Source organism: Acinetobacter sp. MD2, assembly GCF_035615575.1.
Lineage (GTDB): Bacteria > Pseudomonadota > Gammaproteobacteria > Pseudomonadales > Moraxellaceae > Acinetobacter.
This window is the reverse complement of the sequence record NZ_VTDK01000001.1, coordinates 1-22935: the sequence shown is the minus strand read 5'-3', so window position 1 is coordinate 22935 and position 22935 is coordinate 1. Positions and strand designations below refer to the sequence as shown.

At 39.6% G+C, this 22935-nt stretch carries 20 protein-coding genes and 2 tRNA genes; 11 read left to right on the top strand and 11 right to left on the bottom strand.

The features are described 5' to 3' along the window. The first annotated feature begins 10 nt into the window (after positions 1-10). Together FXN70_RS00110 and FXN70_RS00105 are read left to right on the top strand one after the other, a co-directional pair. Positions 11-2251, top strand: coding sequence for a TonB-dependent siderophore receptor (locus FXN70_RS00110; protein ID WP_324645395.1), 2241 nt, complete (start codon positions 11-13; stop codon positions 2249-2251). A gap of 138 nt (positions 2252-2389) precedes the next feature. After that, on the top strand, positions 2390-3202 hold the full coding sequence (locus FXN70_RS00105) for a peptidoglycan DD-metalloendopeptidase family protein (RefSeq protein ID WP_324645394.1): 813 nt from the start codon (positions 2390-2392) through the stop codon (positions 3200-3202). 74 nt (positions 3203-3276) lie between these two features. Here the strand turns inward: FXN70_RS00105 and FXN70_RS00100 are convergent, their stop codons facing one another. Further along, a complete protein-coding gene (locus FXN70_RS00100) occupies positions 3277-3699 on the bottom strand; it encodes an OsmC family protein (RefSeq protein WP_324645393.1) in 423 nt (140 codons plus the stop codon). A gap of 130 nt (positions 3700-3829) precedes the next feature. Between FXN70_RS00100 and crp the strand changes: the two genes are divergently transcribed. After that, positions 3830-4519: a cAMP-activated global transcriptional regulator CRP gene (gene crp / locus FXN70_RS00095; RefSeq protein WP_324645392.1), complete on the top strand. Its 690-nt coding sequence runs from the start codon at positions 3830-3832 to the stop codon at positions 4517-4519. Between the two features lie 379 nt (positions 4520-4898). Further along, on the top strand, positions 4899-6011 hold the full coding sequence (locus tag FXN70_RS00090) for a transglycosylase SLT domain-containing protein (RefSeq protein WP_324645391.1): 1113 nt from the start codon (positions 4899-4901) through the stop codon (positions 6009-6011). A gap of 33 nt (positions 6012-6044) precedes the next feature. Here the strand turns inward: FXN70_RS00090 and FXN70_RS00085 are convergent, their stop codons facing one another. Further along, positions 6045-6428: an SCP2 sterol-binding domain-containing protein gene (locus FXN70_RS00085; RefSeq protein WP_324645390.1), complete on the bottom strand. Its 384-nt coding sequence runs from the start codon at positions 6426-6428 to the stop codon at positions 6045-6047. A gap of 219 nt (positions 6429-6647) precedes the next feature. Continuing rightward, positions 6648-7553, bottom strand: coding sequence for a tRNA 2-thiocytidine(32) synthetase TtcA (gene ttcA / locus FXN70_RS00080; RefSeq protein WP_324645389.1), 906 nt, complete (start codon positions 7551-7553; stop codon positions 6648-6650). Positions 7554-8043: 490 nt separating this feature from the next. Between ttcA and FXN70_RS00075 the strand changes: the two genes are divergently transcribed. Then, entirely contained in the window at positions 8044-8865 is an 822-nt protein-coding gene (locus FXN70_RS00075) for a lytic transglycosylase domain-containing protein (RefSeq protein WP_324645388.1), read from the top strand. A gap of 154 nt (positions 8866-9019) precedes the next feature. Further along, positions 9020-9925 (top strand): protease HtpX, encoded by a 906-nt coding sequence (gene htpX, locus FXN70_RS00070; protein ID WP_324645387.1) that lies wholly within the window; start codon positions 9020-9022, stop codon positions 9923-9925. A gap of 83 nt (positions 9926-10008) precedes the next feature. Here the strand turns inward: htpX and FXN70_RS00065 are convergent, their stop codons facing one another. The 5 genes from FXN70_RS00065 to FXN70_RS00045 all read right to left on the bottom strand — a co-directional run bounded on the left by FXN70_RS00065 (position 10009) and on the right by FXN70_RS00045 (position 16073). Further along, on the bottom strand, positions 10009-11463 hold the full coding sequence (locus FXN70_RS00065; protein ID WP_324645386.1) for a SulP family inorganic anion transporter: 1455 nt from the start codon (positions 11461-11463) through the stop codon (positions 10009-10011). Positions 11464-12212: 749 nt separating this feature from the next. Beyond that, a complete protein-coding gene (gene groL / locus FXN70_RS00060) occupies positions 12213-13847 on the bottom strand; it encodes a chaperonin GroEL (RefSeq protein WP_324645385.1) in 1635 nt (544 codons plus the stop codon). A gap of 60 nt (positions 13848-13907) precedes the next feature. After that, entirely contained in the window at positions 13908-14198 is a 291-nt protein-coding gene (locus FXN70_RS00055) for a co-chaperone GroES (protein ID WP_324645384.1), read from the bottom strand. 194 nt (positions 14199-14392) lie between these two features. Beyond that, on the bottom strand, positions 14393-15151 hold the full coding sequence (locus FXN70_RS00050) for a metallophosphoesterase family protein (protein WP_324645383.1): 759 nt from the start codon (positions 15149-15151) through the stop codon (positions 14393-14395). Then, on the bottom strand, positions 15132-16073 hold the full coding sequence (locus FXN70_RS00045) for a diacylglycerol/lipid kinase family protein (protein ID WP_324645382.1): 942 nt from the start codon (positions 16071-16073) through the stop codon (positions 15132-15134). The genes FXN70_RS00050 and FXN70_RS00045 overlap by 20 nt, the downstream gene beginning before the upstream one ends. 371 nt (positions 16074-16444) lie before the next feature. Here FXN70_RS00045 and FXN70_RS00040 point away from each other — a divergent pair, with 371 nt between their 5' ends. Next, positions 16445-18286 carry a phosphoenolpyruvate carboxykinase (GTP) gene (locus tag FXN70_RS00040; protein WP_324646030.1) on the top strand — a complete coding sequence of 614 codons (1842 nt, stop codon included), beginning with the start codon at positions 16445-16447 and terminating at the stop codon, positions 18284-18286. A 74-nt stretch (positions 18287-18360) separates the two neighbouring features. Then, positions 18361-18753, top strand: a complete 393-nt coding sequence (locus FXN70_RS00035; RefSeq protein WP_324645381.1) for a hypothetical protein — start codon at positions 18361-18363, stop codon at positions 18751-18753. A gap of 74 nt (positions 18754-18827) precedes the next feature. Here the strand turns inward: FXN70_RS00035 and FXN70_RS00030 are convergent, their stop codons facing one another. Continuing rightward, the gene (locus FXN70_RS00030; protein WP_324645380.1) at positions 18828-20126 is read right to left on the bottom strand and encodes an MFS transporter; all 1299 of its coding nucleotides are present in this window, start codon (positions 20124-20126) and stop codon (positions 18828-18830) included. A 234-nt stretch (positions 20127-20360) separates the two neighbouring features. Between FXN70_RS00030 and FXN70_RS00025 the strand changes: the two genes are divergently transcribed. Continuing rightward, the gene (locus tag FXN70_RS00025; protein ID WP_324645379.1) at positions 20361-20777 is read left to right on the top strand and encodes a hypothetical protein; all 417 of its coding nucleotides are present in this window, start codon (positions 20361-20363) and stop codon (positions 20775-20777) included. A 37-nt stretch (positions 20778-20814) separates the two neighbouring features. Here FXN70_RS00025 and FXN70_RS00020 read toward each other — a convergent pair whose 3' ends face one another. Then, entirely contained in the window at positions 20815-21489 is a 675-nt protein-coding gene (locus FXN70_RS00020; RefSeq protein ID WP_324645378.1) for a class I SAM-dependent methyltransferase, read from the bottom strand. A gap of 162 nt (positions 21490-21651) precedes the next feature. Next, positions 21652-22500, bottom strand: a complete 849-nt coding sequence (gene folD, locus FXN70_RS00015; RefSeq protein WP_324645377.1) for a bifunctional methylenetetrahydrofolate dehydrogenase/methenyltetrahydrofolate cyclohydrolase FolD — start codon at positions 22498-22500, stop codon at positions 21652-21654. Between the two features lie 153 nt (positions 22501-22653). On the opposite strand from folD, the gene FXN70_RS00010 reads away from it, so the two are divergent. Together FXN70_RS00010 and FXN70_RS00005 are read left to right on the top strand one after the other, a co-directional pair. Then, positions 22654-22727 (top strand) — tRNA-Cys (locus FXN70_RS00010). A 9-nt stretch (positions 22728-22736) separates the two neighbouring features. Further along, positions 22737-22822, top strand: a tRNA-Leu gene (locus FXN70_RS00005). The last annotated feature ends 113 nt before the right edge of the window (positions 22823-22935 follow it).

Genomic DNA, 22935 nt, shown 5'->3' with positions numbered 1-22935 from the left:
AGGTTATCCTTTGCGTCAGTTCCCAGTCCATTTTAAACTTAGTCTATTGGCTCTGCTTGTTGCTCAAACCCATTCTGTATGGGCAGATGAAGTAACCAATAATAGCAATGCTGTTCTTCCAACCATCAAAATTGAAGCTATGAGCGAGCTTGATCCGATCAAAAGTTATATTGATTACGATCAAGCCAATGTGACCCGTAATGGTTTAAAGAAAAAAGACATTCCACAAACCATTGATACTATTGATGTGCAAAAATATAAAATTTATGGTGCGAATGATTTAAGCGTCATGCTTCAAGGCACACCGGGCGTATCGACCAATTACGATATGCGTGGTGACGGCATTATGCTCCGTGGTTTTAGTGCAGATACAGGCGATATTTACCGCGATGGCGTCCGTGAAAGTGGACAAATTCGCCGCAGTACTGCCAATGTCGAGCGTATTGAGATTTTAAAAGGCCCTGCTTCTGTACTTTATGGCCGTAGTGGTGGCGGTGGTGTGATCAATATGGTCACCAAATTTGCCAATTTTGAATCTCCAAGCACAGTCGGGCTATATACTGGTTCATATAATAATGTTGGCGGCACCATCGATTTAAACCAAATTGTGAATGACAATTGGGCGGTGCGTTTGGTCGGTGAAAAATCGGATACCAATAGTTTTCGCTCCGGAATTGGTGCAAACGAACTTATGCTTTCGCCAAGCATCACTTACCGCAGCGATGATCACAAACTGCTTTGGACAACAGAAGCGACTTACGATAAATTGAATCGTGTGCCTGATCGTGGCCCAAGCTATAATGATTTAGCTTCTGATTTATCTATCAAGCAAGGTTTTGCTCAAAATGGTGATTACGTCAATGACGTATTAAAAACTGCCAGAACTGATGTTAAATATGAATTTGCACCGAATTGGAAATTTCATTGGGGCTTAAGCCATCGTGAAACAGAACAAAATTTTGACCATTTTTATGCTGGCACTTTATGTTCTACAGATGCAACACCTTCGAATGGTGAAAGTGATAGTCCAAAAAGCCCAAATTACGTTGCGCCTGCTGATCGCCGATGTAATGGCAATGTAGGTAAAATTTCACAAGTTTATTACTGGCAGCAAACCACAAATAAGACTACGTCAAATACTTGGGACATTACTGGTGAATTCCATACTGGTGCCATTAAACACAATATTTTAATTGGTACAGATTGGACTTACGAACAACGTGAACCATTGTTGTCTAATAAAAATGTAGATAACTCGGTAATTTCAGGATTTTTTGATCCTCAAACAGGACAATTAAGCCAATTCAATCGCGATAATCACGAAAAATTAATTACCGCGCATAATTATAATGAAGGCACAAATTATGGTGCTTTTGTACAAGACTTGGTAAGTTTTAACGATCAATTCAAAATGATGTTAGGGCTGCGTTACGATTATTATGAGGCAAAAACCACAGATAAACTCGCGACTTCAAAAACTTATGGACAATCAACAGCCGTAACCAATGAAACAGTTAGCCCAAATATTGGCTTTGTCTGGCAACCCGTTCCAGCGCACAGTTTATATGCCTCATATAGCAAAAGCTTTTCACCCTTTGGCGGAAACATGGGGTTAAGCGTTGTTAGTGCAACTCAAAATTTAGCGACTTTTGATGCAGAACCTCAATATAATGATCAATATGAAATTGGTATAAAAAGCGACTGGTTCAATGAACGTCTAAATACCCAACTCTCATTTTTCGATATTCGCAAACACAATATTCGCTATCAACCGGATTCAACAAATCAACCAAACGTATGGGCGACAGCCGGAGAATACCAATCTAAAGGTGCTGAATTTAGCTTTATTGGTCGGGTACTTGATAACGTATTTGTGCGTGGTGGTTACGGATATACAGATGCGAAAGTTAAGGAAAACCAACAATACCCTTCAACCGTTGACAATCCATTAGATAAAGTATCTAAAAACACAGGCAATTTGTTTGTACGTTATTTGCCGACCGAAAATATCTATCTAGAAACAGGTGTGACATATCAAGGATCATTCTATAGCTATCCAAATGGAAACCTAAGTAGAACACCTGTAAAAATTGATGGCTTTAATCGTATGGATGCAGCAGTGGGCTATAAAAACGAACATTGGGGCATGACTTTAGCGGTGAATAACTTAACCAATAAAGAATACTGGCGTTCAGATTCTATGCCGGGTACACCGCGAAACTACCTACTTCGCCTAAACTATCAATTCTAATTGATCTTTCCCTCAAAATTAAAAACAGCTATTGCCTATCAATGGCTGTTTTTCTATCCAGAAAAACTATTTACAATTAAGTATATTTAAGCATGGCATGATTTAATCTAAGCCATCTTCTTTTAAGTTTAACTAGACATGCAAAAATTATTATTCAAAACACTATTCTATGCAGCTAGCATTCTTTATACAACGCAATCTTTTGCCCAATTACCGCAAGACTCTCGCAGACCCGGTGGAATTGCGATTATTCAGTTAGCACCAACAATTACTCAAGCGAGTCTTAATGGTCAACCAGTCATAATTACGCAAGAAAATAATCAGAAATATGCAGTACTTGGTATTCCGTTATCAGCATCGCTGAACCAACCGTTACAGCTCCAAACGAATAAAGAAAACGTCACGATTCAACTGCAAAACTATCCTTATGCAGAACAGCACATCACACTTAAAAATCAAGATTTTGTATCGCCTTCAGCAGAACAGTTAGCGCGTTACCAAAAAGAAGCCCAAGAACAGACCAAAATTTATCAGAGTTTCACAACCGCACAATGGCAAAAATTTCCCAGTTTTATTGCACCTACACAGGGAAAATTTAGCAATTCCTTTGGACGTAAACGCTTTTTTAATGGCGAAGAACGCGCACCGCATTCAGGTTTAGACATTCCTGCGCCAATAGGTCAAAAAGTGATTGCTCCTGCTGACGGTATTGTGGTCGGCACAGGCAATTACTTTTTTAACGGCAATACTATTTTGGTCGATCATGGTCAGGGAATGATTAGTATGTTTTGCCATCTAAGCAAAGTTGAAGTGCGTGTTGGGCAACGTATTCATCAAGGCGAAGAAATTGGCTTGGTTGGTAAAACTGGACGCGTGACAGGCCCACATTTACATTGGGGAATGAGCCTTAATAATGCACGAGTTGACCCACAATTATTTTTAGCACACTGAATTTTTAGTATTTACAGGCATAAAAAGACTGGTAAATCAACCAGTCTTTTATTTCAAACAAACTTTAAACGTCATCACGCCGCTTCGATAATTTCGAAGTCGTGGGTAATTTCAACACCGCCATCGGTCAACATTTTGCTTGCTGAACAATATTTATCTGCCGATAACTCAATCGCTTTCGCTACTTGCTTTTCTTTAATCGCTTTTCCAGTCACCACAAAGTGAAGGTGAATTTTGGTAAAAACCGCAGGAATAGCGTCAGCACGCTCTGCTTGCAATTGACATTGTACATCGGTCACATCTTGACGCGCTTTTTTCAAAATAGTCACAATATCAAATGAAGCGCATCCGCCAAGCCCCATTAATATCAACTCCATTGGGCGCGCACCACGGTTTTCACCACCGTAAGCAGGAGAGCCATCCATTACTACATGATGTCCACTTTCGGACTTTGCCTCAAATGCAACATTCTCTAGCCATTGAACTGTTGATCGCATTGCAACTTACCTAAAAAGAATATAGATTACTGTGTGAGTTGTACACTAACACAATTCTTTTAGAGAAGGAATTTTCTAATTTTTTATAGGCAGATCTCCTGCCTATTGTTTTATTTTTGGGAACACAATCATGGCAGCTAACCTTTTTCCTTTTGCAAATGACCTACTCTCCCCAAATCATCTGCCAGAATCTGTCAAAGCATTATTAAAGCGCGCGAGTATTAATCGCTTTCCGAAGCGAAATACGATTGTTGAAGCAGGCAGTGAGTCGCAATCACTTTATCTCATTTTAAAAGGTTCGGTTTCAATTGTTTTAAAAGAAGATGACGACCGAGAAATTATTGTCGCCTATTTAAATGCAGGTGATTTTTTTGGTGAAATGGGTCTATTCGAAACTGAGCCACACCGTACAGCCGAGGTACGTACCAAAGAAATCAGTGAAATTGCTGAAATTTCTTATGAAAATTTTTTAGAGTTAAGTCAGCAATATCCTGATTTAAATTACGCAGTTTTCGCACAACTTGCACGCCGCTTAAAAAATACCACGCGTAAAATGACTGACCTTGCATTTATTGATGTAACAGGTCGTATCGCACGCTGTTTAATTGATTTAGCCAACCAGCCTGCTGCCATGTTATTACCAAATGGCCGTCAAATTCGTATTACCCGCCAAGAAATTGGGCGTATTGTGGGTTGTTCACGTGAAATGGTTGGACGGGTATTAAAATCACTTGAAGAACAAGGCATGATCGAAACTGATGGGAAAGCCATTTTAATTTACGACAGCGCACTTGAAAGCTCAGAACAAGCTGCCACCTAAAAATTGTACATATTCAAATGAAAGCAAATCGTCAGATTTGCTTTTTTTATGGGTTCTAACAACACTTCACCACAGCGATACAAAATATAAAATTTAAAAAAACTGCATGACATTTTCATCACTATTGATCAACAAAAAATCCTCATTTTTACAACCTTTCGCCATTTAAAATTTGACTTTTAAAAATTGTGCCGATAATATGCGCCCCTCTTGTTTATTTTTGCTTGTTTTTTAATCTACATCTTTACAGATGTTTGCAATTTATTTTTATTCGTCATTTTAATGATCTTTAGACTGCCCTCCCAGCGCACTTAGCCAACTAAATGGTTTGATCTATATCTTACCAATTGGAGTCGTTAGTCTCTGTTTCGGAGCCACCATGTTCTCTCAACTTTTGGAGTGTTCGAGGCGTTTACGCCTAAAGAACTTTTTTACTTCGCTACCTATTCAATTGCTCACTTTTAGTGCCGCAATGCTGCCTTTTGCTATTAATGCCAGCAAACCTGCTTCTCAGTATGATGCAGTAATGCAACAAAACACCCTCACTGTGGTGGCTGTACGCACACCTAGTACCATCTTTGATGGTGGACAGTATTCACATGGTTTTGGCTATGATTTACTACGCAACTATGCCCAAAGCCTAAATGTTAACTTAAACTTTAAAATTGTTGATGACAATGCGACTGCTCTACAATGGGTTGCCAAAGGCAAAGCCAATTTTGCTTTAACCAATGCTGATATATCTAGTATTGAACACAAAAAACTTAGCACATTCTCAGTCAGTTGTGGGAATGACGAAATTTTGGCGAAAAATGGATTAGATCCCAATTTAAATTTGGTTTTTAAACATGCAGATGATCCACTGACCGCAACTGCAAGTGGCTATTTATGTCAAACCAAACAGAATGGTTCACTTGAACATTTGGCGTCATTTTATAACCATAAAGTGGTTTCTGAAAATTCATGGAGTGTGGTGGAGCAAGATTTAAAGCAACGCATGCCAATTTATAAAGCCAGTTTTCAGCGTGCGGCAAATCAGTACGATTTGGATTGGCATATTTTAGCGGCAATGGGCTATCAAGAATCCTATCTTAAGCCCAACTCAATTTCACCAACAGGTGTACGTGGCTTAATGATGTTAACCGCGGGCACAGCCAAAGAGATGGGGATTCAAAATCGCAATGACCCTGAACAAAGTATTCAAGGCGGGGCAAAATATTTCGATCAATTGTTAGATCAATACAGTAACATTGCGATACCTGACCGTTATTGGTTCGCTTTGGTTGCTTACAATATGGGGCCAAATGCGGTTGCGTCTATTCAACAGCAACTGACGAAACAAGGTAAGGATGCCAATAACTGGGTCAATCTTTATGCCTATTTACAACAGCATAAAGCTAAGAACCCACGCTATACGCAGGCATTACAATATGTGGTACGTATTCGCGCTTATCTAGAACATATTCAAGATAACGAAGTAATTGATGTTTAAAAAAAAGGATGGCCAATAGCCATCCTTTTTTGTTTAAACTGTTTCTTGTAAAATCTGCTTATACAAGCTTTTTTGTTCAGTACTTGGTTTTGCCGTTTGCAAGGCCATTAATTGTGACATATCGCCTTGAACCTTAATTTTACCTGTCATAAAGGCTTGCATTGCTGCTGTTAAATCAAACTCTAAAAAAACTTTACGTAGGGTTTCTGCATCCATATTTAAAGTGGTTTTGGCATTTTCAACCAATCCCTTTTGGAGTTTGCCACCTATCAAAGACATTTCGGTATTTTTTCCCGCATCAGACACGACAAAATTCACTGCCAAATTCTGAAGCGCAGGTGACAAGTTTAAATCTCCCGCTTGTGCGCTCAATTGCTCTACGGTCGAAAACCAATCTTCTGATAGAAAAGCAGGCATGTGATATCCTCTAAATAATTTAAAAATCTTACAAGGTTGCCAAAGTATGGCAAAACCTTTTTATAACACGAAGTTCTAGTGAATGATGTCTTTTTTGCAAACTAATGGTTTAATTTACACACAAGCTATAATCTGTTAATGCAGAAGTAGCACAAAAATAGAAAAACAATAAAAAAGCAGGCGCTTTAAATCGCCTGCTTTTTTTATCTTACAACCATTTTATTCAGCTGCAAAACTCAAATTAACCACATCTAAACGGTTTTTGAGTTCTTCAGGATCTTTCAAATCAAACTCTCGCTCTGAATCTAATTTTTCAAAATCAAATAATTCACGGTCTGCCAATTGTGAAGGCGACACATTCTGTAAGGCACCAAAAATACTATGCAAGCGTTTTGGATACTGCTTATCCCAATCACGCAGCATTTCATTGAGCATAGCACGTTGCAAGTTTTCTTGTGAACCACATAAATTACACGGAATAATCGGGAACTTACGCATTTCGGCATATTTAATAATGTCTTTTTCTTCGACATAAGCCAAAGGACGAATCAAGATATTCTTCTTGTCGGTTGACAACAATTTAGGCGGCATCGCTTTTAAGCTACCACCGTGGAATAAATTTAAGAAGAACGTTGCAATGATATCATCACGATGATGCCCTAGCGCCACTTTGGTTGCGCCAATTTCTTGGGCAAAACCATATAACGACCCACGGCGCAAACGTGAACACACTGCACAATACGTTTTACCTTCAGGCGTTAAACGCTTGGTAATGCTATAAGTATCTTTTTCCAAAATATAATAAGGAATGTTATTTTCTTCTAAATAACGTGGCAATACATCTTCAGGAAAGCCTGGCTGTTTTTGGTCAAGGTTCACCGCCACCACATCAAAATTAATTGGTGCAATGCGTTTGAACTGCAACAAAATATCCAATAAGGTATAGCTGTCTTTCCCTCCAGAAATACAAACCATGACTTTATCGCCATCTTCAATCATTTTAAAGTCGCGAATCGCGTGGCCAACCTGACGACGCAGTTTCTTCAACAAGCGATAATAGGCCGAACTTGTAGGAAGTTCAGGTTTGAAATTAAATCCTTGATTGGACTCAACCGGAGAGTACATAGACAAGATTCACCCTAAGAAAAAATAAGGGCTGATTTTAGCCGATTCATCGCAGCTTCGCATTAATCCTTTTTCATTTCTTACAATATTTTTTTATGTCATCAAGCTGTCAACAACTTCAATTAAGTTGAAACGGTCTTATTTTCACCCAAATGGTGATTATTTCAGCGCTTTTAGGCTTTTCCACAAAAGCTGTGGATAAAATTGTGGATTCTTTCAGGCTTGACAACCGAATGAGACCTATCCTTAAGACCTAAGCACAGATTGATCATTTTTTAACCATTATTTTTTAATATTAATTTTCAATAGCTTACCCGAGTCAAGTTGATCTTGTGAAAAAAAAATTTAATTTTTTTTGACTCTTTTCAACCTCAAAACACTTGCTTTTTTAATTTCACAGTTTTATCAGATTTTTACTTTTATCATCGCAATCCAAGCACTTTCTGCTAAAATCTTTAAGCTAAATCTCGCTTGATTGCTTTTGTTAAAAATGAAAAAAAAATCTCATTATCAAGCCACATGTGTTGTGATTTGTTTAAGTACCTGCATAGGGTCTTTCACACATGCTGGAAAGGTCTACACCTATGAAGATCGTGATGGTATCCCTTTATTGACCAATCGCCAACAAATGGGGACTGGCTTAAAAAAAGTGAACGTCACCTATTATGCCGACAGCAATATTCATAACTATAAAAACTGGGGGGCAAGCGAAGCCTCTATTTTACCGAGTTTTAATAAAAATAAAGATGCATTTAATGATCTGATCCACCAAGCTGCCGAGCAACATGGGCTAGCAGCAGGTCTCATTAAAGCAGTGATGCATACTGAATCAGGCTTTAATCCCCATGCAAAGTCACCTGTGGGTGCACAAGGTCTTATGCAACTCATGCCTGCTACAGCAAAACGTTTTAATGTGAACAATAGTTTTGACCCACATGACAATATTTTTGGCGGAGCTAAATACTTAAGCCTGCTATTAAAACGCTATAATGGCAATACACAATTGGCTTTAGCGGCCTATAATGCAGGCGAAGGTAATGTCGACAAATATCGGGGTATCCCCCCCTTTCGTGAAACGCAAGACTATGTACAACGGGTGTTAAATCGTTATAACCATTTATATGCCAATGCCATGCAAACATCGTCATTGTCCAGTTCAGACAAACATGCTCGGAACTCTACGACAACTCAAGCACCAGAAGTTGCAGCGGCGACCCTACCCCAATCTAGCAATAAAGAACGTAAAACCCTTGCGCGGCAAATCATCCAACGCGCCGATGGTACATTTACCGATATGATTGTAAAAAACTAAAGCCTAATCGCTTTAAGATATAAATCTTAACAAGATATTTTGGCTGTTTTATACGATTCATTCTTGAATTTCTGAGGTATTGGTCTCATATTAGAAACATGATTTATCATATCGATAAATTATCGTTTATTTCTATTATAAGAGGATTATCTCGATGATGCGGATTGGTTTGTTCTTGCTTACCAACCTCGCGGTACTGGTTGTCGCTGGTCTTATTTTGTCAGTCTTAGGTGTCGGAAGTTACCATGGTGCAGGTGGATTACGTTTAGGTAATCTCTTGGTCATGTGTTTTGTGTTCGGTATGGTCGGATCTTTAATGTCATTATTCATGTCTAAATGGATGGCAAAAAAGACCACAGGTACAGAACTCATCGAGCCGAATGCCCCACGTAACCAAGCAGAAGTTTGGTTATTACAAACCGTTGCCGATTTAGCGCAGCGCTCAAATATTCGTATGCCTGAAGTGGGTATTTTCCCATCTTACCAATCTAATGCCTTTGCAACGGGTTGGAACAAAAACGATGCTTTGGTTGCAGTTTCATCAGGCTTGCTTGAACGTATGAATAAAGATGAATTGCGTGCCGTTCTTGCCCATGAAATTGGTCACGTTGCCAATGGTGACATGGTCACACTTGCCTTAGTTCAAGGTGTGGTCAATACCTTTGTGATGTTCTTTGCACGTGTGGTCGGTGACTTTATTGACCGTAATGTGTTTGGCCGCCAAGATGATGAAGCACCCGGCATGGGTTATTTCATCATTACCATGGTGCTTGATATTGTATTTGGTATTCTTGCTTCAGCAATTGTGATGTGGTTCTCACGCTACCGCGAATACCGTGCTGATGAAGCAGGTGCACGTTTGGCAGGTAAACAAGCTATGATTTCAGCCTTGTTACGCCTACAAGCTGAATCAGAATTGCCAGATCAAATGCCAAAAGAAATGAAAGCGTTTGCAATTGCGGAAGGTAAGGAACAAGGTTTTAGCCTTGCTGCATTATTCCAAACCCACCCAAGTATTGAGCAACGTGTTGCCGCATTACAGCAACTCAATTGCCCTTAATGTATAAACCATAAAAAAGCCTCTTCGGAGGCTTTTTTATGGTTTATTTAAAAAACAATGGTTACTGATATTTCTAAATAAACTTAAATTTTGGCATGCGTACCATATTTATCAATCATGAGCGAACTGGCTTCATTCAAACCACGAACGTGTACCTGAGTCTGTTTAGCATTGAACTTTGCAATAACACTATCTAACATGGCAACCGAGGTAACATCCCAAATATGTGCCTGTGTTAAATCAATCACGACAGTATCAATGTTCTCATTAAAGTCGAAACTTTGCATAAATTTTTCAGAAGAACTAAAGAATATTTGCCCACGCAAAGTATAAATGCGCTGATTTTGGATTTTTTCTGACTCAATGCGAAGATCATTTTCAAGCTTATTCGCTAAAAATAATGCCGAAAGCAAAACGCCTGTTAAGACACCCAAAGCCAAATTATGGGTCGCAACCACCACAATTACTGTGGCAATCATTACAATATTACTGCTACGCGGATTATGTTTAAATTGCGTGAGTGAACGCCATTCAAAAGTACTAATCGACACCATAATCATCACTGCAACCAATGCAGCCATTGGAATGACTTTCAGCCAACTACTTAAAAACACCACCAAAATCAGCAAGAACACACCTGCACATAAGGTTGATAAACGTGTTCGCCCACCTGACTTCACATTAATCATCGACTGACCAATCATGGCACAGCCCGCCATTCCGCCCATAAATCCACAAGCAATATTGGCAATCCCCTGACCTTTACACTCTCGAAATTTATTACTCGCAGTATCGGTCATTTCATCAACAATGGTGGCGGTCATCATCGACTCTAATAAGCCCACAAATGCCATCGCAAATGCATAGGGTAAAATAATTTTAAGGGTATCTAAATTAAGTGGAATATCAGGAATTAAAAATACAGGTAAGGTATTTGGTAATGCGCCCATATCTCCAACTGTACGGACATCTAAGTGCAAAAATAAAGCAATACAGGTCACCACCACAATAGAGATTAATGGCGAAGGAATCAGGCTGCCAATTTTAGGTATATAGGGAAATAAATAAATAATCCCCAAACCTAATCCCACTAAAGGATATACGAGCCAACTCACGTGGGTGAGTTCGGGTAATTGTGCCATAAAAATTAAAATCGCAAGTGCATTCACAAAGCCAATGACCACCGACTTCGAGACAAAACGCATCAACTTCGCAAGTTTTAAATAACCAATCGCTACTTGTAAAATACCCGTTAGAATCGTAGCAGCAAATAAATATTGTAAGCCATGTTGTTTCACCAAGGTGACCATCAATAAAGCCATTGCTCCTGTTGCTGCCGAAATCATGGCAGGACGACCACCAACAAATGAAATCACCACAGCAATACAGAAAGAGGCATACAAGCCAATTTTAGGGTCAACGCCGGCAATAATTGAGAATGCAATTGCCTCTGGAATAAGCGCCAAGCCAACAACCAAGCCCGAGAGAACATCCCCTCGAACATTAGAGAACCATTGTTCTCGAACAGTAGATAACATAGAAAAAGCCTTTGTATATTTTACTTTTAAAGGCGAGTGATGTGATAGATCAACACATGCCTGCTCCACATCACTCGCCATATAGACGGTAATGAACGTTTAAATTGAAAAAATCAGACGTTAGGGTGGAGTCAACTGCATGAGAAGTCTAAAGAGATGAGCTAAAATCAAGCGTAGGTTAACATGTGAGGGGTTAAAAGTCTAATCAACATAGAAAAGCTTAGAATTAAGACTATTTTAAGTTTAGCCTTTTAGTATGAAAACACATAGGAATTCTGCTGTAGTTTCCTATTTTGGCCATACTCCCTACTGACAGAGTATGGCTTTTTTTTGTCTGTCGTTTTTAGAATTTATTGTTTATTACATTATAAGCACCTAATTTTACGAAAATATCTTTTAGTCACTAAAACAACAATCATTCAAAAATTTTACATATTATGCTGCAAAGGAAATTGTTATAAAAAAACTTTATTTATGTATTAGCAACCTATGTATCTTGATATAAACACACAAAGCCCAATTCTACTCCATTAGATAACTATGATACGAAAGGCAATATTCATTCTTATACTATTCAAAATGGGCTAAATATACTTACCACTAAAGTCATATTTTAAACCCAAATAAAAAAGGTCGCGATGAAGCGACCTTTTTTATCAGAACCAAGTGCGAGTAACCATATGAGCAATATGAATAAAAATTAATATCTAAACATTTAATTACAAACACTTAGTCAGGCAAAATACGAATTACATCATTCCGCCCATACCACCCATACCGCCCATGTCTGGTGCAGCAGGTTTGTCTTCTGGAATATCAGTAATCATTGCTTCAGTCGTCAACATTAAGCCTGCAACAGATGCAGCATGCTCAAGTGCAGAACGCGTTACTTTCGCAGGGTCTAAAATACCCATTTCTAACATATCGCCATACACACCAGTTGCAGCGTTATAACCAAAGTTACCTTCGCCTGCTTTAACCGCATTGACAACAACAGACGGTTCATCACCTGCATTCGATACGATTTGACGAAGTGGCGCTTCGATCGCACGGCGTAAAATGTTGATACCCACAGTTTGGTCATCATTTGCGCCTGTTAAGCCGTCAAGTGCATTTACTGCGCGTACAAGTGCAACACCACCACCTGCAACAACACCTTCTTCAACCGCAGCACGCGTTGCATGAAGTGCATCGTCTACACGATCTTTCTTCTCTTTCATTTCAACTTCAGTTGCTGCACCAATTTTGATGACTGCAACACCGCCTGCTAGTTTAGCAACGCGTTCTTGAAGTTTTTCTTTGTCGTATTCAGAGGTAGATTCTTCAATTTGCGCGCGGATTTGTTGAACACGTTCAGCAATTTGCGCAGCATTACCAGCACCATCAACAATTACTGTGTTTTCTTTAGAAACTGTTACTTTATGCGCAGTCCCTAAATCTTGTAGCGATGCTTGTTCTAAAGACATACCAATTTCTTCAGAAATAACAGTTGCGCCAGTCAAAATAGCAATATCTTGCAACATTGCTTTACGACGGTCACCGAAACCTGGTGCTTTCACCGCACATACTTTGATAATGCCGCGCATGTTGTTCACAACAAGTGTAGCAAGCGCTTCACCTTCAACATCTTCAGCGATAATTAAAAGTGGCTTACCAGTTTTAGCAACCGCTTCTAAAGTGGTGATCAATTCACGGATGTTGCTGATTTTTTTATCAACAAGCAGAATGAACGGATTTTCAAGTTCAGCAGTTAAAGTGTCTTGTTTGTTGGCAAAGTATGGCGAGATATAACCACGGTCAAACTGCATACCTTCTACAACATCAAGCGCATCTTCAAAGCCTGAACCTTCTTCAACGGTAATAACGCCTTCTTTACCTACTTTTTCCATCGCTTGAGCGATCAATTTACCCACAGTCTCATCAGAGTTTGCAGAAATTGAACCTACTTGCTCAATCGCTTTAAAATCATCAGCAGGTTTAGCTGTATCACGAATGTTTGCAACAACCGCTTTAACCGCAATATCGATACCGCGTTTTAAATCCATTGGGTTCATACCAGCAGTAACTGACTTGATCCCTTCATTTAAAATTGCTTGCGCCAATACAGTTGCAGTTGTTGTACCATCACCAGCAATATCGTTGGTTTTTGAAGACACTTCACGCACCAATTGTGCACCCATGTTTTCAAATTTATCTTTTAAAGAAATTTCTTTAGCAACTGTTACACCATCTTTAGTGATGTGCGGCGCACCAAAAGAACGATCAATTACAACATTACGACCTTTAGGGCCTAAAGTCACTTTCACGGCATCTGCAAGTACATTTACACCTGCAATCATTTTTGAGCGTGCTGAATCACCGAATTTTACGTCTTTAGCTGACATGTCTTACTCCGAATCTTTGAATAAATTATGATCTGATCAATCGCAAATTAAACTTAAGGCTTAGCCTTCAAGTACCGCTAAAATGTCAGACTCTTTCATAATCAATAGCTCTTCGCCATTTACTTTTACAGTTGTACCTGCATAAGTACCAAACAATACTTTATCGCCAACGTTTACATCTAATGCGCGAACGCCATTATCTGTCACTTGACCATTACCTACAGCAATCACTTCACCTTGCGCTGGCTTTTCAGCAGCCGAACCTGGTAATAAAATTCCGCCTGCAGTTTTTGTTTCTTCTTCTACACGACGAATCACAACGCGATCATGTAATGGACGAATAGTGCTCATAGGAAACTCCATTAGATTAAGTTTTTTCAACGTGCAACATGACTTTATATCCTAAAAGTCATGTTGCAGATTTTTTAAGGATGTCACTGTTTTGGGGGTTGAAAATGGCGCTTCAAGGGGAAGATCAAAAAAAATCTCGATTTTTTGCATCTTTTTTTGCTATCTCGTTTAATTTGTTTGTTTTTCGCGCAATATCAAGTTAATACAAATTCCCGACTCACACGATTAAATTGATAATGCTGCACCTGCCCTGTCCGCAACAAGACATTAAAACTGTTCGGTTGTTGACTGCGCAAACGTACCGATGTCGAAGTTCCCGCATGCACCTCTAATATAGGATGATTCTGCTGCAACTGGTAAATTTGATTTAAGTCATACACCGCAGTCTGATGCAAATGCCCATGTAACAATGCCGAAAGCCCATTTTTACTCCATACTTGTAAGGCCATCCTACCTAGTACAGGACAATCTTTTAGCCCATGCGGCGCTTGTGCCGAAGCATAAAAAGGTTGATGAACCACGATAATTTTTAATTTATGTGCAGGTGCTTGTTTTAAAATTTCATCAATATATTGAATTTGCGTCAACGAAATATGCCCTTTGGTATGATGTCGCCGCCGAATACTATTCACCCCCATTAAGAAATAATGTTCTGTTTCTAAGATCGCTTCTGTTTCGCCAAAAAAAGCTTTATAACGCGCAAATGGACTGAGCATACGATGCCAAACATGATACAGCGGAATATCATGATTCCCTGGCACCACCAAATACGGTAAATTCAAACGCTCTAAAAATTGTTTACATTTAAAAAACTGTATAAAACGCGCACGCTGGGTCAAATCACCACTTACCGCAACTGCCTCAATCGGATGCTGCCGACAAAAATGCTCAATCGCCACCAAACATTCAGACTGTTCAGCACCAAAGTGTAAATCAGACAGATGTAGCAACATAAGGCACCATTAAGTTTAAGGCATTTTTTTCAACAGTTAATTTGAGCGGCAATCTCTCTATATGCAATTCACCATCTACAGCCACACGTATACTTTTCGCTTTATGTGCATATATTTCAACCTGCTCAGCACTAAAGCTATACACATTCGACGCATGGTCAATTTCACCACGTACCAACTGAAGCAATAGTTTTAACAATGCCATTTTGCCACTTTTTGCCACCACAATACCCGCAAGTCGCCCAAGCTTTGCAGCTTGTGCAATTTTAAGATTCATCTCCTTAAGTTGTAGTGGGTTATTCCCAAAAAAGACCAATGGCGTTTTAACAGGATACTTTTCACCATCTACCACAACTTCTAACTTTAACTCTGGGTATTGACCTAATAAGACATCTAAACCCGAACTATATGCATGAATTTTAAAGCGCCCTAACCAACGGTTATAATATTCACGCTTTTCGATAAAAAGTGGGTACAACCCTAAACTTGCATTATTTAAATAAATTAAATCATTTAATTTTGCGACATGAATCGGCAACATCCGCCCTGTTGCAATCACTCTAGCCGCATCAATTAGCTCAAGCGGAATATGATACGCGCGTGCAACATAGTTAAAAGTGCCTAATGGCAAAATCCCTAAAGGAATATTGGTTTGAATTAAATAAGAAGCCACCGCATTGACTGTACCATCTCCCCCTGCGGCAACTACAACACCACAATCCGCCGCCTGTTGATGGCGTGCTAAAATTTTTTTCATCGCCGTATCAATTGAATTTTGTTGTGTAAATTCAAAAACCTGTATTTCAAAACCTGCATCAGTAAAAAGCATCATTAATGGATCATACACTTGATCTTTATGTTGTGCGTGAAATCCAGATTTTTCATTATATAAAATAGATAAAGGTTTAAGTTCAGCTTGCATTTTTCAGCCTCCTTTTTCACTTATTTTGATTGTTTTTCACCCATTAAAAAGTTGATTTATGTAAAAAATAGAAGATTTCGCACTTTATTTAGACTATTTACTCTATTTTGTATATTAATGATTTAATTTATTATTTTAAAAATAAATGAAAATAAAAAAATAATTTTATAGATAAATGATTAATTAAAAATTAAGTTTAATCAATTACTTGATTATTCATTTTTAAAATTTATTTTGATATTTCTTAACACCCAAATCCTGAGGATCTTAAATTTTAGGCATCTTTATGATTTAATAGCCGCAATTTTTAACACACCCTGAATCAGCGCTTTGTTATCTCGGTGTGTTGGGTTTCCTTATTTTCAAAGGCCATCAACATGATTCAAGTGAATGCACCAGAATTCGTACGCCACCCTAAGCTGATTGCTTGGGTGGAAGAAATTGCTCAATTAACAAAACCAGCAAAAATCGAATGGTGTGACGGTAGCGAAGAAGAATATCAACGTCTGATTGACTTGATGATTGCGAACGGCACAATGCAAAAACTCAATGAAGAAAAACATCCTGGTTCTTACTTAGCAAACTCAGACCCAAGTGATGTTGCTCGTGTTGAAGACCGTACTTATATTTGTTCTGCACACAAAGATGATGCTGGCGCAACCAACAACTGGGAAGACCCAGCGGTGATGCGTGCAAAATTAAATGGCTTGTTTGATGGCTCAATGCAAGGTCGCACATTATATGTTGTGCCATTTTCTATGGGCCCACTTGGTAGCCATATTGCCCACATTGGGATTGAATTAACCGATTCACCTTATGTTGCGGTCAGCATGACCAAAATGGCACGTATGGGCAAAGCGGTGTATGACGTATTGGGTACAGATGGCGAGTTTATTCCATGTGTTCATACTGTTGGCGCACCGTTAGCCGAAGGTCAAGCCGATGTTGTTTGGCCATGTAACAAAGAAAAATACATTGTTCACTACCCAGAAACCCGTGAGATCTGGTCTTTTGGCTCGGGTTACGGTGGCAACGCTTTATTAGGTAAAAAATGTCTTGCGCTACGTATTGCATCGGTGATGGGCCGTGAGCAAGGTTGGTTAGCTGAACATATGCTTATTTTGGGCGTAACCAATCCACAAGGTGAAAAACACTATATTGCAGCGGCCTTCCCTTCTGCATGCGGTAAAACCAACTTTGCCATGCTAATTCCACCTGCGGGTTATGAAGGTTGGAAAATTGAAACTGTAGGTGATGACATTGCATGGATTAAACCAGGTGAAGATGGTCGTCTTTATGCAATTAACCCTGAAGCAGGTTTCTTTGGTGTTGCGCCAGGTACGAACACCAAAACCAACCCAAACTGTATTGCAACCATGCATAAAAACGTGATTTACACCAACGTTGCAGTGACTGAAGATGGTCAAGTTTGGTGGGAAGGTTTAACCAAAGAAGCACCAAAAAACCTGACCACATGGAAAGGTCAGCCACACGTTGAAGGCGAAAAAGCAGCACATCCGAACTCACGCTTTACTGTTTCAGCATCTCAATGCCCATCGATTGATGCAGATTGGGAAAATCCAGCAGGTGTACCAATTTCTGCATTTATTTTTGGTGGTCGTCGCGCAGACACCGTACCTTTAGTTTCAGAAGCATTTGACTGGGTCGATGGCGTATATAAAGCCGCAACAATGGGTTCAGAAACAACCGCTGCTGCTGTGGGTCAACAAGGTGTTGTGCGCCGTGATCCATTTGCAATGTTACCATTTGCGGGTTATAACATGGCAGACTACTTTAGCCACTGGTTAGAGATTGGTGAAAATGTTGCCCAAAAAGCACAACTTGCTGGCAATAAATTACCAAAAATCTTTAATGTAAACTGGTTCCGCCGCGACGAAGATGGTCAATTTGTATGGCCAGGTTTCGGGCAAAATACACGTATTTTAGAGTGGATGATTGACCGTGTTGAAGGCCGTGCCAATGCAGTTGAAACACCAATTGGTTTAGTTCCAACCTATAATGACATTAACTGGAAAGGGACTGATTTCTCAGAAGCAGACTTTAATAAAGTAACTTCACAAGACAAAGACCTGTGGTTAAAAGAAGTTGAAAGTCACACCGAATTGTTTGACAAGTTGGGCGAACGTTTACCAAATGCACTCAAACAACGCCAAACTGAATTACTCAATGCCCTTCAAGCAGCCAATGCTTAAAGGCATATTTTAATAAAGGCCACTTCGGTGGCTTTTATTTTGAATAAAATTACCACCTTAAAAGGAACATACCGATGAAAAAAATACTCATTTTAAGCACACTTGCACTCACGCTTTGCAGCACATTACATGCCAATACAACCCAAGTGGCTAATGCAAAAAGTAAAACCACACCAACGACTCACCCAATTTGCCTTATCCCTGATTATCCACTGAATGTGAAATTTACCGAAATTAAACGCATTAAAGTAGCCAAAGGAACTTATGGCAGCGTAACCGACCTTTACCCTCGCATGAAAGATCGCGCGCAGCATTATGGCGCAGATGCCGTAATTAACTACCATGCAAGCCAGCGTTTCGGTTTCTGGCCTTGGCGTATTGTTCGCCCTGTTGCGACAGGCACTGCAATTAAATGGACAGCCGATGCACCAAACTGTGCTTCTTTAGGTGGTACAGAAGTTAAATAAATAGAAAAAAGCCAGCTCAAATTATGAACTGGCTTTTTTACTTCACACTTTAAGATTTACTCAACATTTAGTGATTAATGATCGTGATGCAAATATTCAGGCTCTTTTGGCAGTGCCCAACTACATAAAAAACAAATCACTAACATCACAATGACATAAATAAAGAAAGTGTTTTCAATTCCTGCCCCTTTAAATTGCAACGCAACTGCTGGAGCCGAACCACCAAAAATTGCATTTGCAACCGCATAAGAAAAACCGACCCCTAATGCACGTACATGCGGTGGGAACATTTCAGCTTTAATCAAACCACTAATCGATGTATAGAAACTTAAAATCAACATCAAAAAGATCAACAATAAGGTCACGATAATCGGTGATGAGCTAAATGCTGGCATTGCAATCACCATCACAGGGTAAACAAAAATTGCCAAAGCCGCACTAAAAATCAACATCGACTGACGACGACCAATCCGATCTGCAAGCGCACCAAATATAGGCTGTGCCAACATAAAGACAAACAATGCAGCCGTCATCATCACCCCCACTGTTTTACCCGAAATACCCAGTGCAGTAATATACGTTTTTGAATAAACAGTAATCACATAAAAGCTAAGTGAACCCGCTGCGGTATAACCCACCACCAACAAAAAAGCCTTCCAATGTTCCGCAAATAACGCGCGAAGGCTACCTGACTCTTTACGCTGACTATCATCTTCAGATAACGTTTCTTCTAAACGACGGCGTGCCAGTAACGATACCAATGCTGTAATTCCACCAATTACAAAAGGAATACGCCAACCACCATCTTGTAGCTGTTGTTCGCTCATCAGCATGAGCAAAACCACGCCCAACAAACTTGCTAATAACTGCCCCCCCGAAAGCGTGACGTATTGAAATGATGCATAAAAACCACGCTTACCTTTTAAAGCAATTTCACTCATATAGGTAGCAACTGCACCATACTCCCCACCTACCGAAAGCCCTTGTAATAATCGAACCAACAACAACAAAAATGGTGCCATCATGCCAACTTGGGCATAGGTTGGTAATGCAGCAAATAAGAAAGAACTGACTGCCATTAAGCAAATAGAAATCACCATTGATTGTTTACGGCCGTATTTATCGGCAATGCGCCCAAAAATCCAACTCCCAATTGGACGCATAAAAAAGCTTGCTGCAAATACACCCCAAACGTAAACTGCCTTGGTGGTCGAATTCATATCAGGTGCAGTCAACGCATGCTGAAAATAAACGGCAAAAACTGCATAAATATAAAAATCGAACCATTCAACCAAGTTTCCAGATGCTGCGCCAACAATCCCAAAAATACGTTTTCGCTTTTCCTCTGGGCTATATACATGTTCCGTTGTCATATGCGTGCCTCGCTCAATTGTTATTGATTTTAAAATCTGTTGTTCTACAACATTATTGGAGCTTGGAATTAAAGATAAATCCTTGCTTGATCATAGATATACCACATTTTTACCGTAAAATTTAGACAACATATGGCGCACACAATACTTTTAACAAGACAAGATGTGACAAACAGATGTCTATTTATTGTAGCTATGGCATACTAAAGCCACACTGCTTTAGGTCAGATTCCAATGAACAACACATTAAAATTCATCAGTCTTGCACTTTTCGCAGCAGGACTTAGCGCCTGCCAAAATATGCCACAAAGCTACAATGGCAATTCAGGTTATCAAGTTGAAAGCCAAACCAATAATAGTGCGATTATCAGCTACACTTTAGCGGTTCACGCCAACCAAAATCCGAATCCAACCAAATTACAGAACGTTTGTAAGCGCGTATTAGGCCCAAATCAAAACTATAAAATTGATATTTTAAGCAGCAATGAAATTATCAATCCTGCCAACCAACCTCAAAGTACAGGCGTTAAAATTGGCCACAGCAACACAAGCTTTGGCTTAAGCAGCCCAAGCAATGATGGCAGCGCTGTGCGTAATGCAATGCAAATGCACCCAAGCACCTTAACTGTGGTGCGTTATCGCTGTTCTTAATGCCCATCTGTGCAACAGATGCATTTTATGCATCTGTTTAAACCTGTTGGTGATGATAGAAACTGACTAAATTAAATTCCTTAGCTTCATCTAAATCTGGCCATGTGGTTGCAGCAATTTCTGCCGTTTTAACATAGTAGGGATGATCAAAGTTTCTCACTCGACTATCGGCTACCCACACATTGGGGCTAATCTTCAAAAAATCATCTAAGAAAAAACGATTCGACTGATCATATAAGACATCGGCGGCAAGCAATACATCTACCTTTTCTGCCCGATATAAATCATCTAAATATTCAAGCTCCACCATATTTAATTTGGCATTTTCACGGCATGCTGCCAAGCTAATCGGGTCAATATCACAACAAATGACCCGTTTTGCACCTGCCATTTTTGCCGCAATTGCCACCACACCCGAACCTGCACCAAAATCAAGTACAGTTTTACCTTGTACATGTTTAGGATTTTCGAGTAACCATTGCGCCATCGCCAAGCCTGAAGCCCAACAAAAAATCCAATATGGTGTATTGTTCCAAATTTGACGAATGACCTCATCATCTAAGCGTTCGGTTGGAAAAATAGGCGGGATGAGCCATAATTTAATTGGTGTTTTTGGTAATTGTTGCACCATAAGCTCAGTATTTGGAATCACTTTTTCAAGTGCGTCACGCAATAAAGCTGGTACAACTGCAATTTGCATTAAAGTATGCATTTTTAAATATTCCATTCATGCAGATAAAAAAATCACCCTATCAGCATTGCCGATACGGTGATTTTTTAATATAAAACTTCACACATCAATCTTTTATCACTCCTCTTAATCGAAAAAATAAAAAGGAGTAAATCATCATGCTAGAAGTCTATTTAAATACAATTATGCAAACGCTTTTTCTGCTGCTTCAACCGTTTGACGAATTAAAGTCGTAATCGTCATTGGGCCAACGCCACCTGGAACAGGCGTATACGCCGAGGCAATTTGTTCAATACCAACCAATTGAATATCACCCACGCCACCACCATCACGTGGATGGAAGCCTGCATCCACCACAACTGCACCTTGCTTAATCCAATCTTTTTGGATGAGTTCGGCTTTACCCACTGCACCCACAATAATATCGGCTTGTTTCACAAATTCAGCTAAATTTTGTGTACGCGAATGACAGATGGTCACGGTTGCATTGGCTTCTAATAACATCGCAGCCATTGGTTTACCCAAAATTGCTGAACGCCCAACAACAACAGCATGCCTACCTGAAAGCTCAATGTTATTGGCTTGCAAAATCGTCATAATGCCTGCTGGTGTTGCAGAACCATATGCTGCTTCGCCCATCGCCATACGACCAAAACCAAGACAGGTTACACCATCCACGTCTTTTGCAAGTGAAATGGCATCAAAACAAGCACGTTCATCAATTTGTGCAGGTACAGGATGCTGCAACAAAATGCCGTGTACATCAGGATTTGCATTTAATTTTTCAATTTCTGCCAACAATTGTTCAGTTGTCGTGCTTTGTGGTAACTCAATTTTTAACGAATCCATACCAACACGACGACAAGCATTGCCCTTCATACGCACATAAGTTGCTGAAGCACCATCATCACCCACCAAAATAGTGGCTAAAATTGGGGTACGTCCTGTTTTTGCTTTCAACACTTCTACACGCGCAAGTAAATCAGCTTCAATTTGCTTGGCTAATGCTTTTCCATCTAGAACCAATGCCACAATGCTTCTCCAAAGGTTGGTATCAACGAATTTAAGCAATAATACATGATTATTTAACCAAATTTCTTTTAGATGTTGATTTTATGTGCATATCCACCACAACAGCTATTGTTTTTTTTCAAAAGGTTGCTAATATACGCATCAACAAGACGCGGCGGGGTGGCAGAGTGGTCATGCAGCGGACTGCAACTCCGTGGACGCCGGTTCGATTCCGACCTCCGCCTCCATCTTGTTAAGCCCGAGTGGTGAAATCGGTAGACACAGGGGATTTAAAATCCCCCGCCCACAAAGCGTGCCAGTTCGAGTCTGGCCTCGGGCACCATTTTAATCATTAAAAATGGTGCAAATAAAATATCCAGCGTAAGCTGGTTTTTTTATGTCTAAAATTTAACATGCCTTATTTATTACAGTTCTCCTTACCTCCTTTGCTTTTTC

Excerpts from the sequence above, each read along its gene's own strand:
- FXN70_RS00105 (WP_324645394.1), top strand. The coding sequence starts at position 2,390 with ATGCAAAAATTATTATTCAAAACACTATTCTATGCAGCTAGCATTCTT.
- FXN70_RS00100 (WP_324645393.1), bottom strand. The coding sequence starts at position 3,699 with ATGCGATCAACAGTTCAATGGCTAGAGAATGTTGCATTTGAGGCAAAG.
- crp (WP_324645392.1), top strand. The coding sequence starts at position 3,830 with ATGGCAGCTAACCTTTTTCCTTTTGCAAATGACCTACTCTCCCCAAAT.
- FXN70_RS00090 (WP_324645391.1), top strand. The coding sequence starts at position 4,899 with ATGTTCTCTCAACTTTTGGAGTGTTCGAGGCGTTTACGCCTAAAGAAC.
- FXN70_RS00085 (WP_324645390.1), bottom strand. The coding sequence starts at position 6,428 with ATGCCTGCTTTTCTATCAGAAGATTGGTTTTCGACCGTAGAGCAATTG.
- ttcA (WP_324645389.1), bottom strand. The coding sequence starts at position 7,553 with ATGTACTCTCCGGTTGAGTCCAATCAAGGATTTAATTTCAAACCTGAA.
- FXN70_RS00075 (WP_324645388.1), top strand. The coding sequence starts at position 8,044 with ATGAAAAAAAAATCTCATTATCAAGCCACATGTGTTGTGATTTGTTTA.
- htpX (WP_324645387.1), top strand. The coding sequence starts at position 9,020 with ATGATGCGGATTGGTTTGTTCTTGCTTACCAACCTCGCGGTACTGGTT.
- FXN70_RS00065 (WP_324645386.1), bottom strand. The coding sequence starts at position 11,463 with ATGTTATCTACTGTTCGAGAACAATGGTTCTCTAATGTTCGAGGGGAT.
- groL (WP_324645385.1), bottom strand. The coding sequence starts at position 13,847 with ATGTCAGCTAAAGACGTAAAATTCGGTGATTCAGCACGCTCAAAAATG.
- FXN70_RS00055 (WP_324645384.1), bottom strand. The coding sequence starts at position 14,198 with ATGAGCACTATTCGTCCATTACATGATCGCGTTGTGATTCGTCGTGTA.
- FXN70_RS00050 (WP_324645383.1), bottom strand. The coding sequence starts at position 15,151 with ATGTTGCTACATCTGTCTGATTTACACTTTGGTGCTGAACAGTCTGAA.
- FXN70_RS00045 (WP_324645382.1), bottom strand. The coding sequence starts at position 16,073 with ATGCAAGCTGAACTTAAACCTTTATCTATTTTATATAATGAAAAATCT.
- FXN70_RS00035 (WP_324645381.1), top strand. The coding sequence starts at position 18,361 with ATGAAAAAAATACTCATTTTAAGCACACTTGCACTCACGCTTTGCAGC.
- FXN70_RS00030 (WP_324645380.1), bottom strand. The coding sequence starts at position 20,126 with ATGACAACGGAACATGTATATAGCCCAGAGGAAAAGCGAAAACGTATT.
- FXN70_RS00025 (WP_324645379.1), top strand. The coding sequence starts at position 20,361 with ATGAACAACACATTAAAATTCATCAGTCTTGCACTTTTCGCAGCAGGA.
- FXN70_RS00020 (WP_324645378.1), bottom strand. The coding sequence starts at position 21,489 with ATGCATACTTTAATGCAAATTGCAGTTGTACCAGCTTTATTGCGTGAC.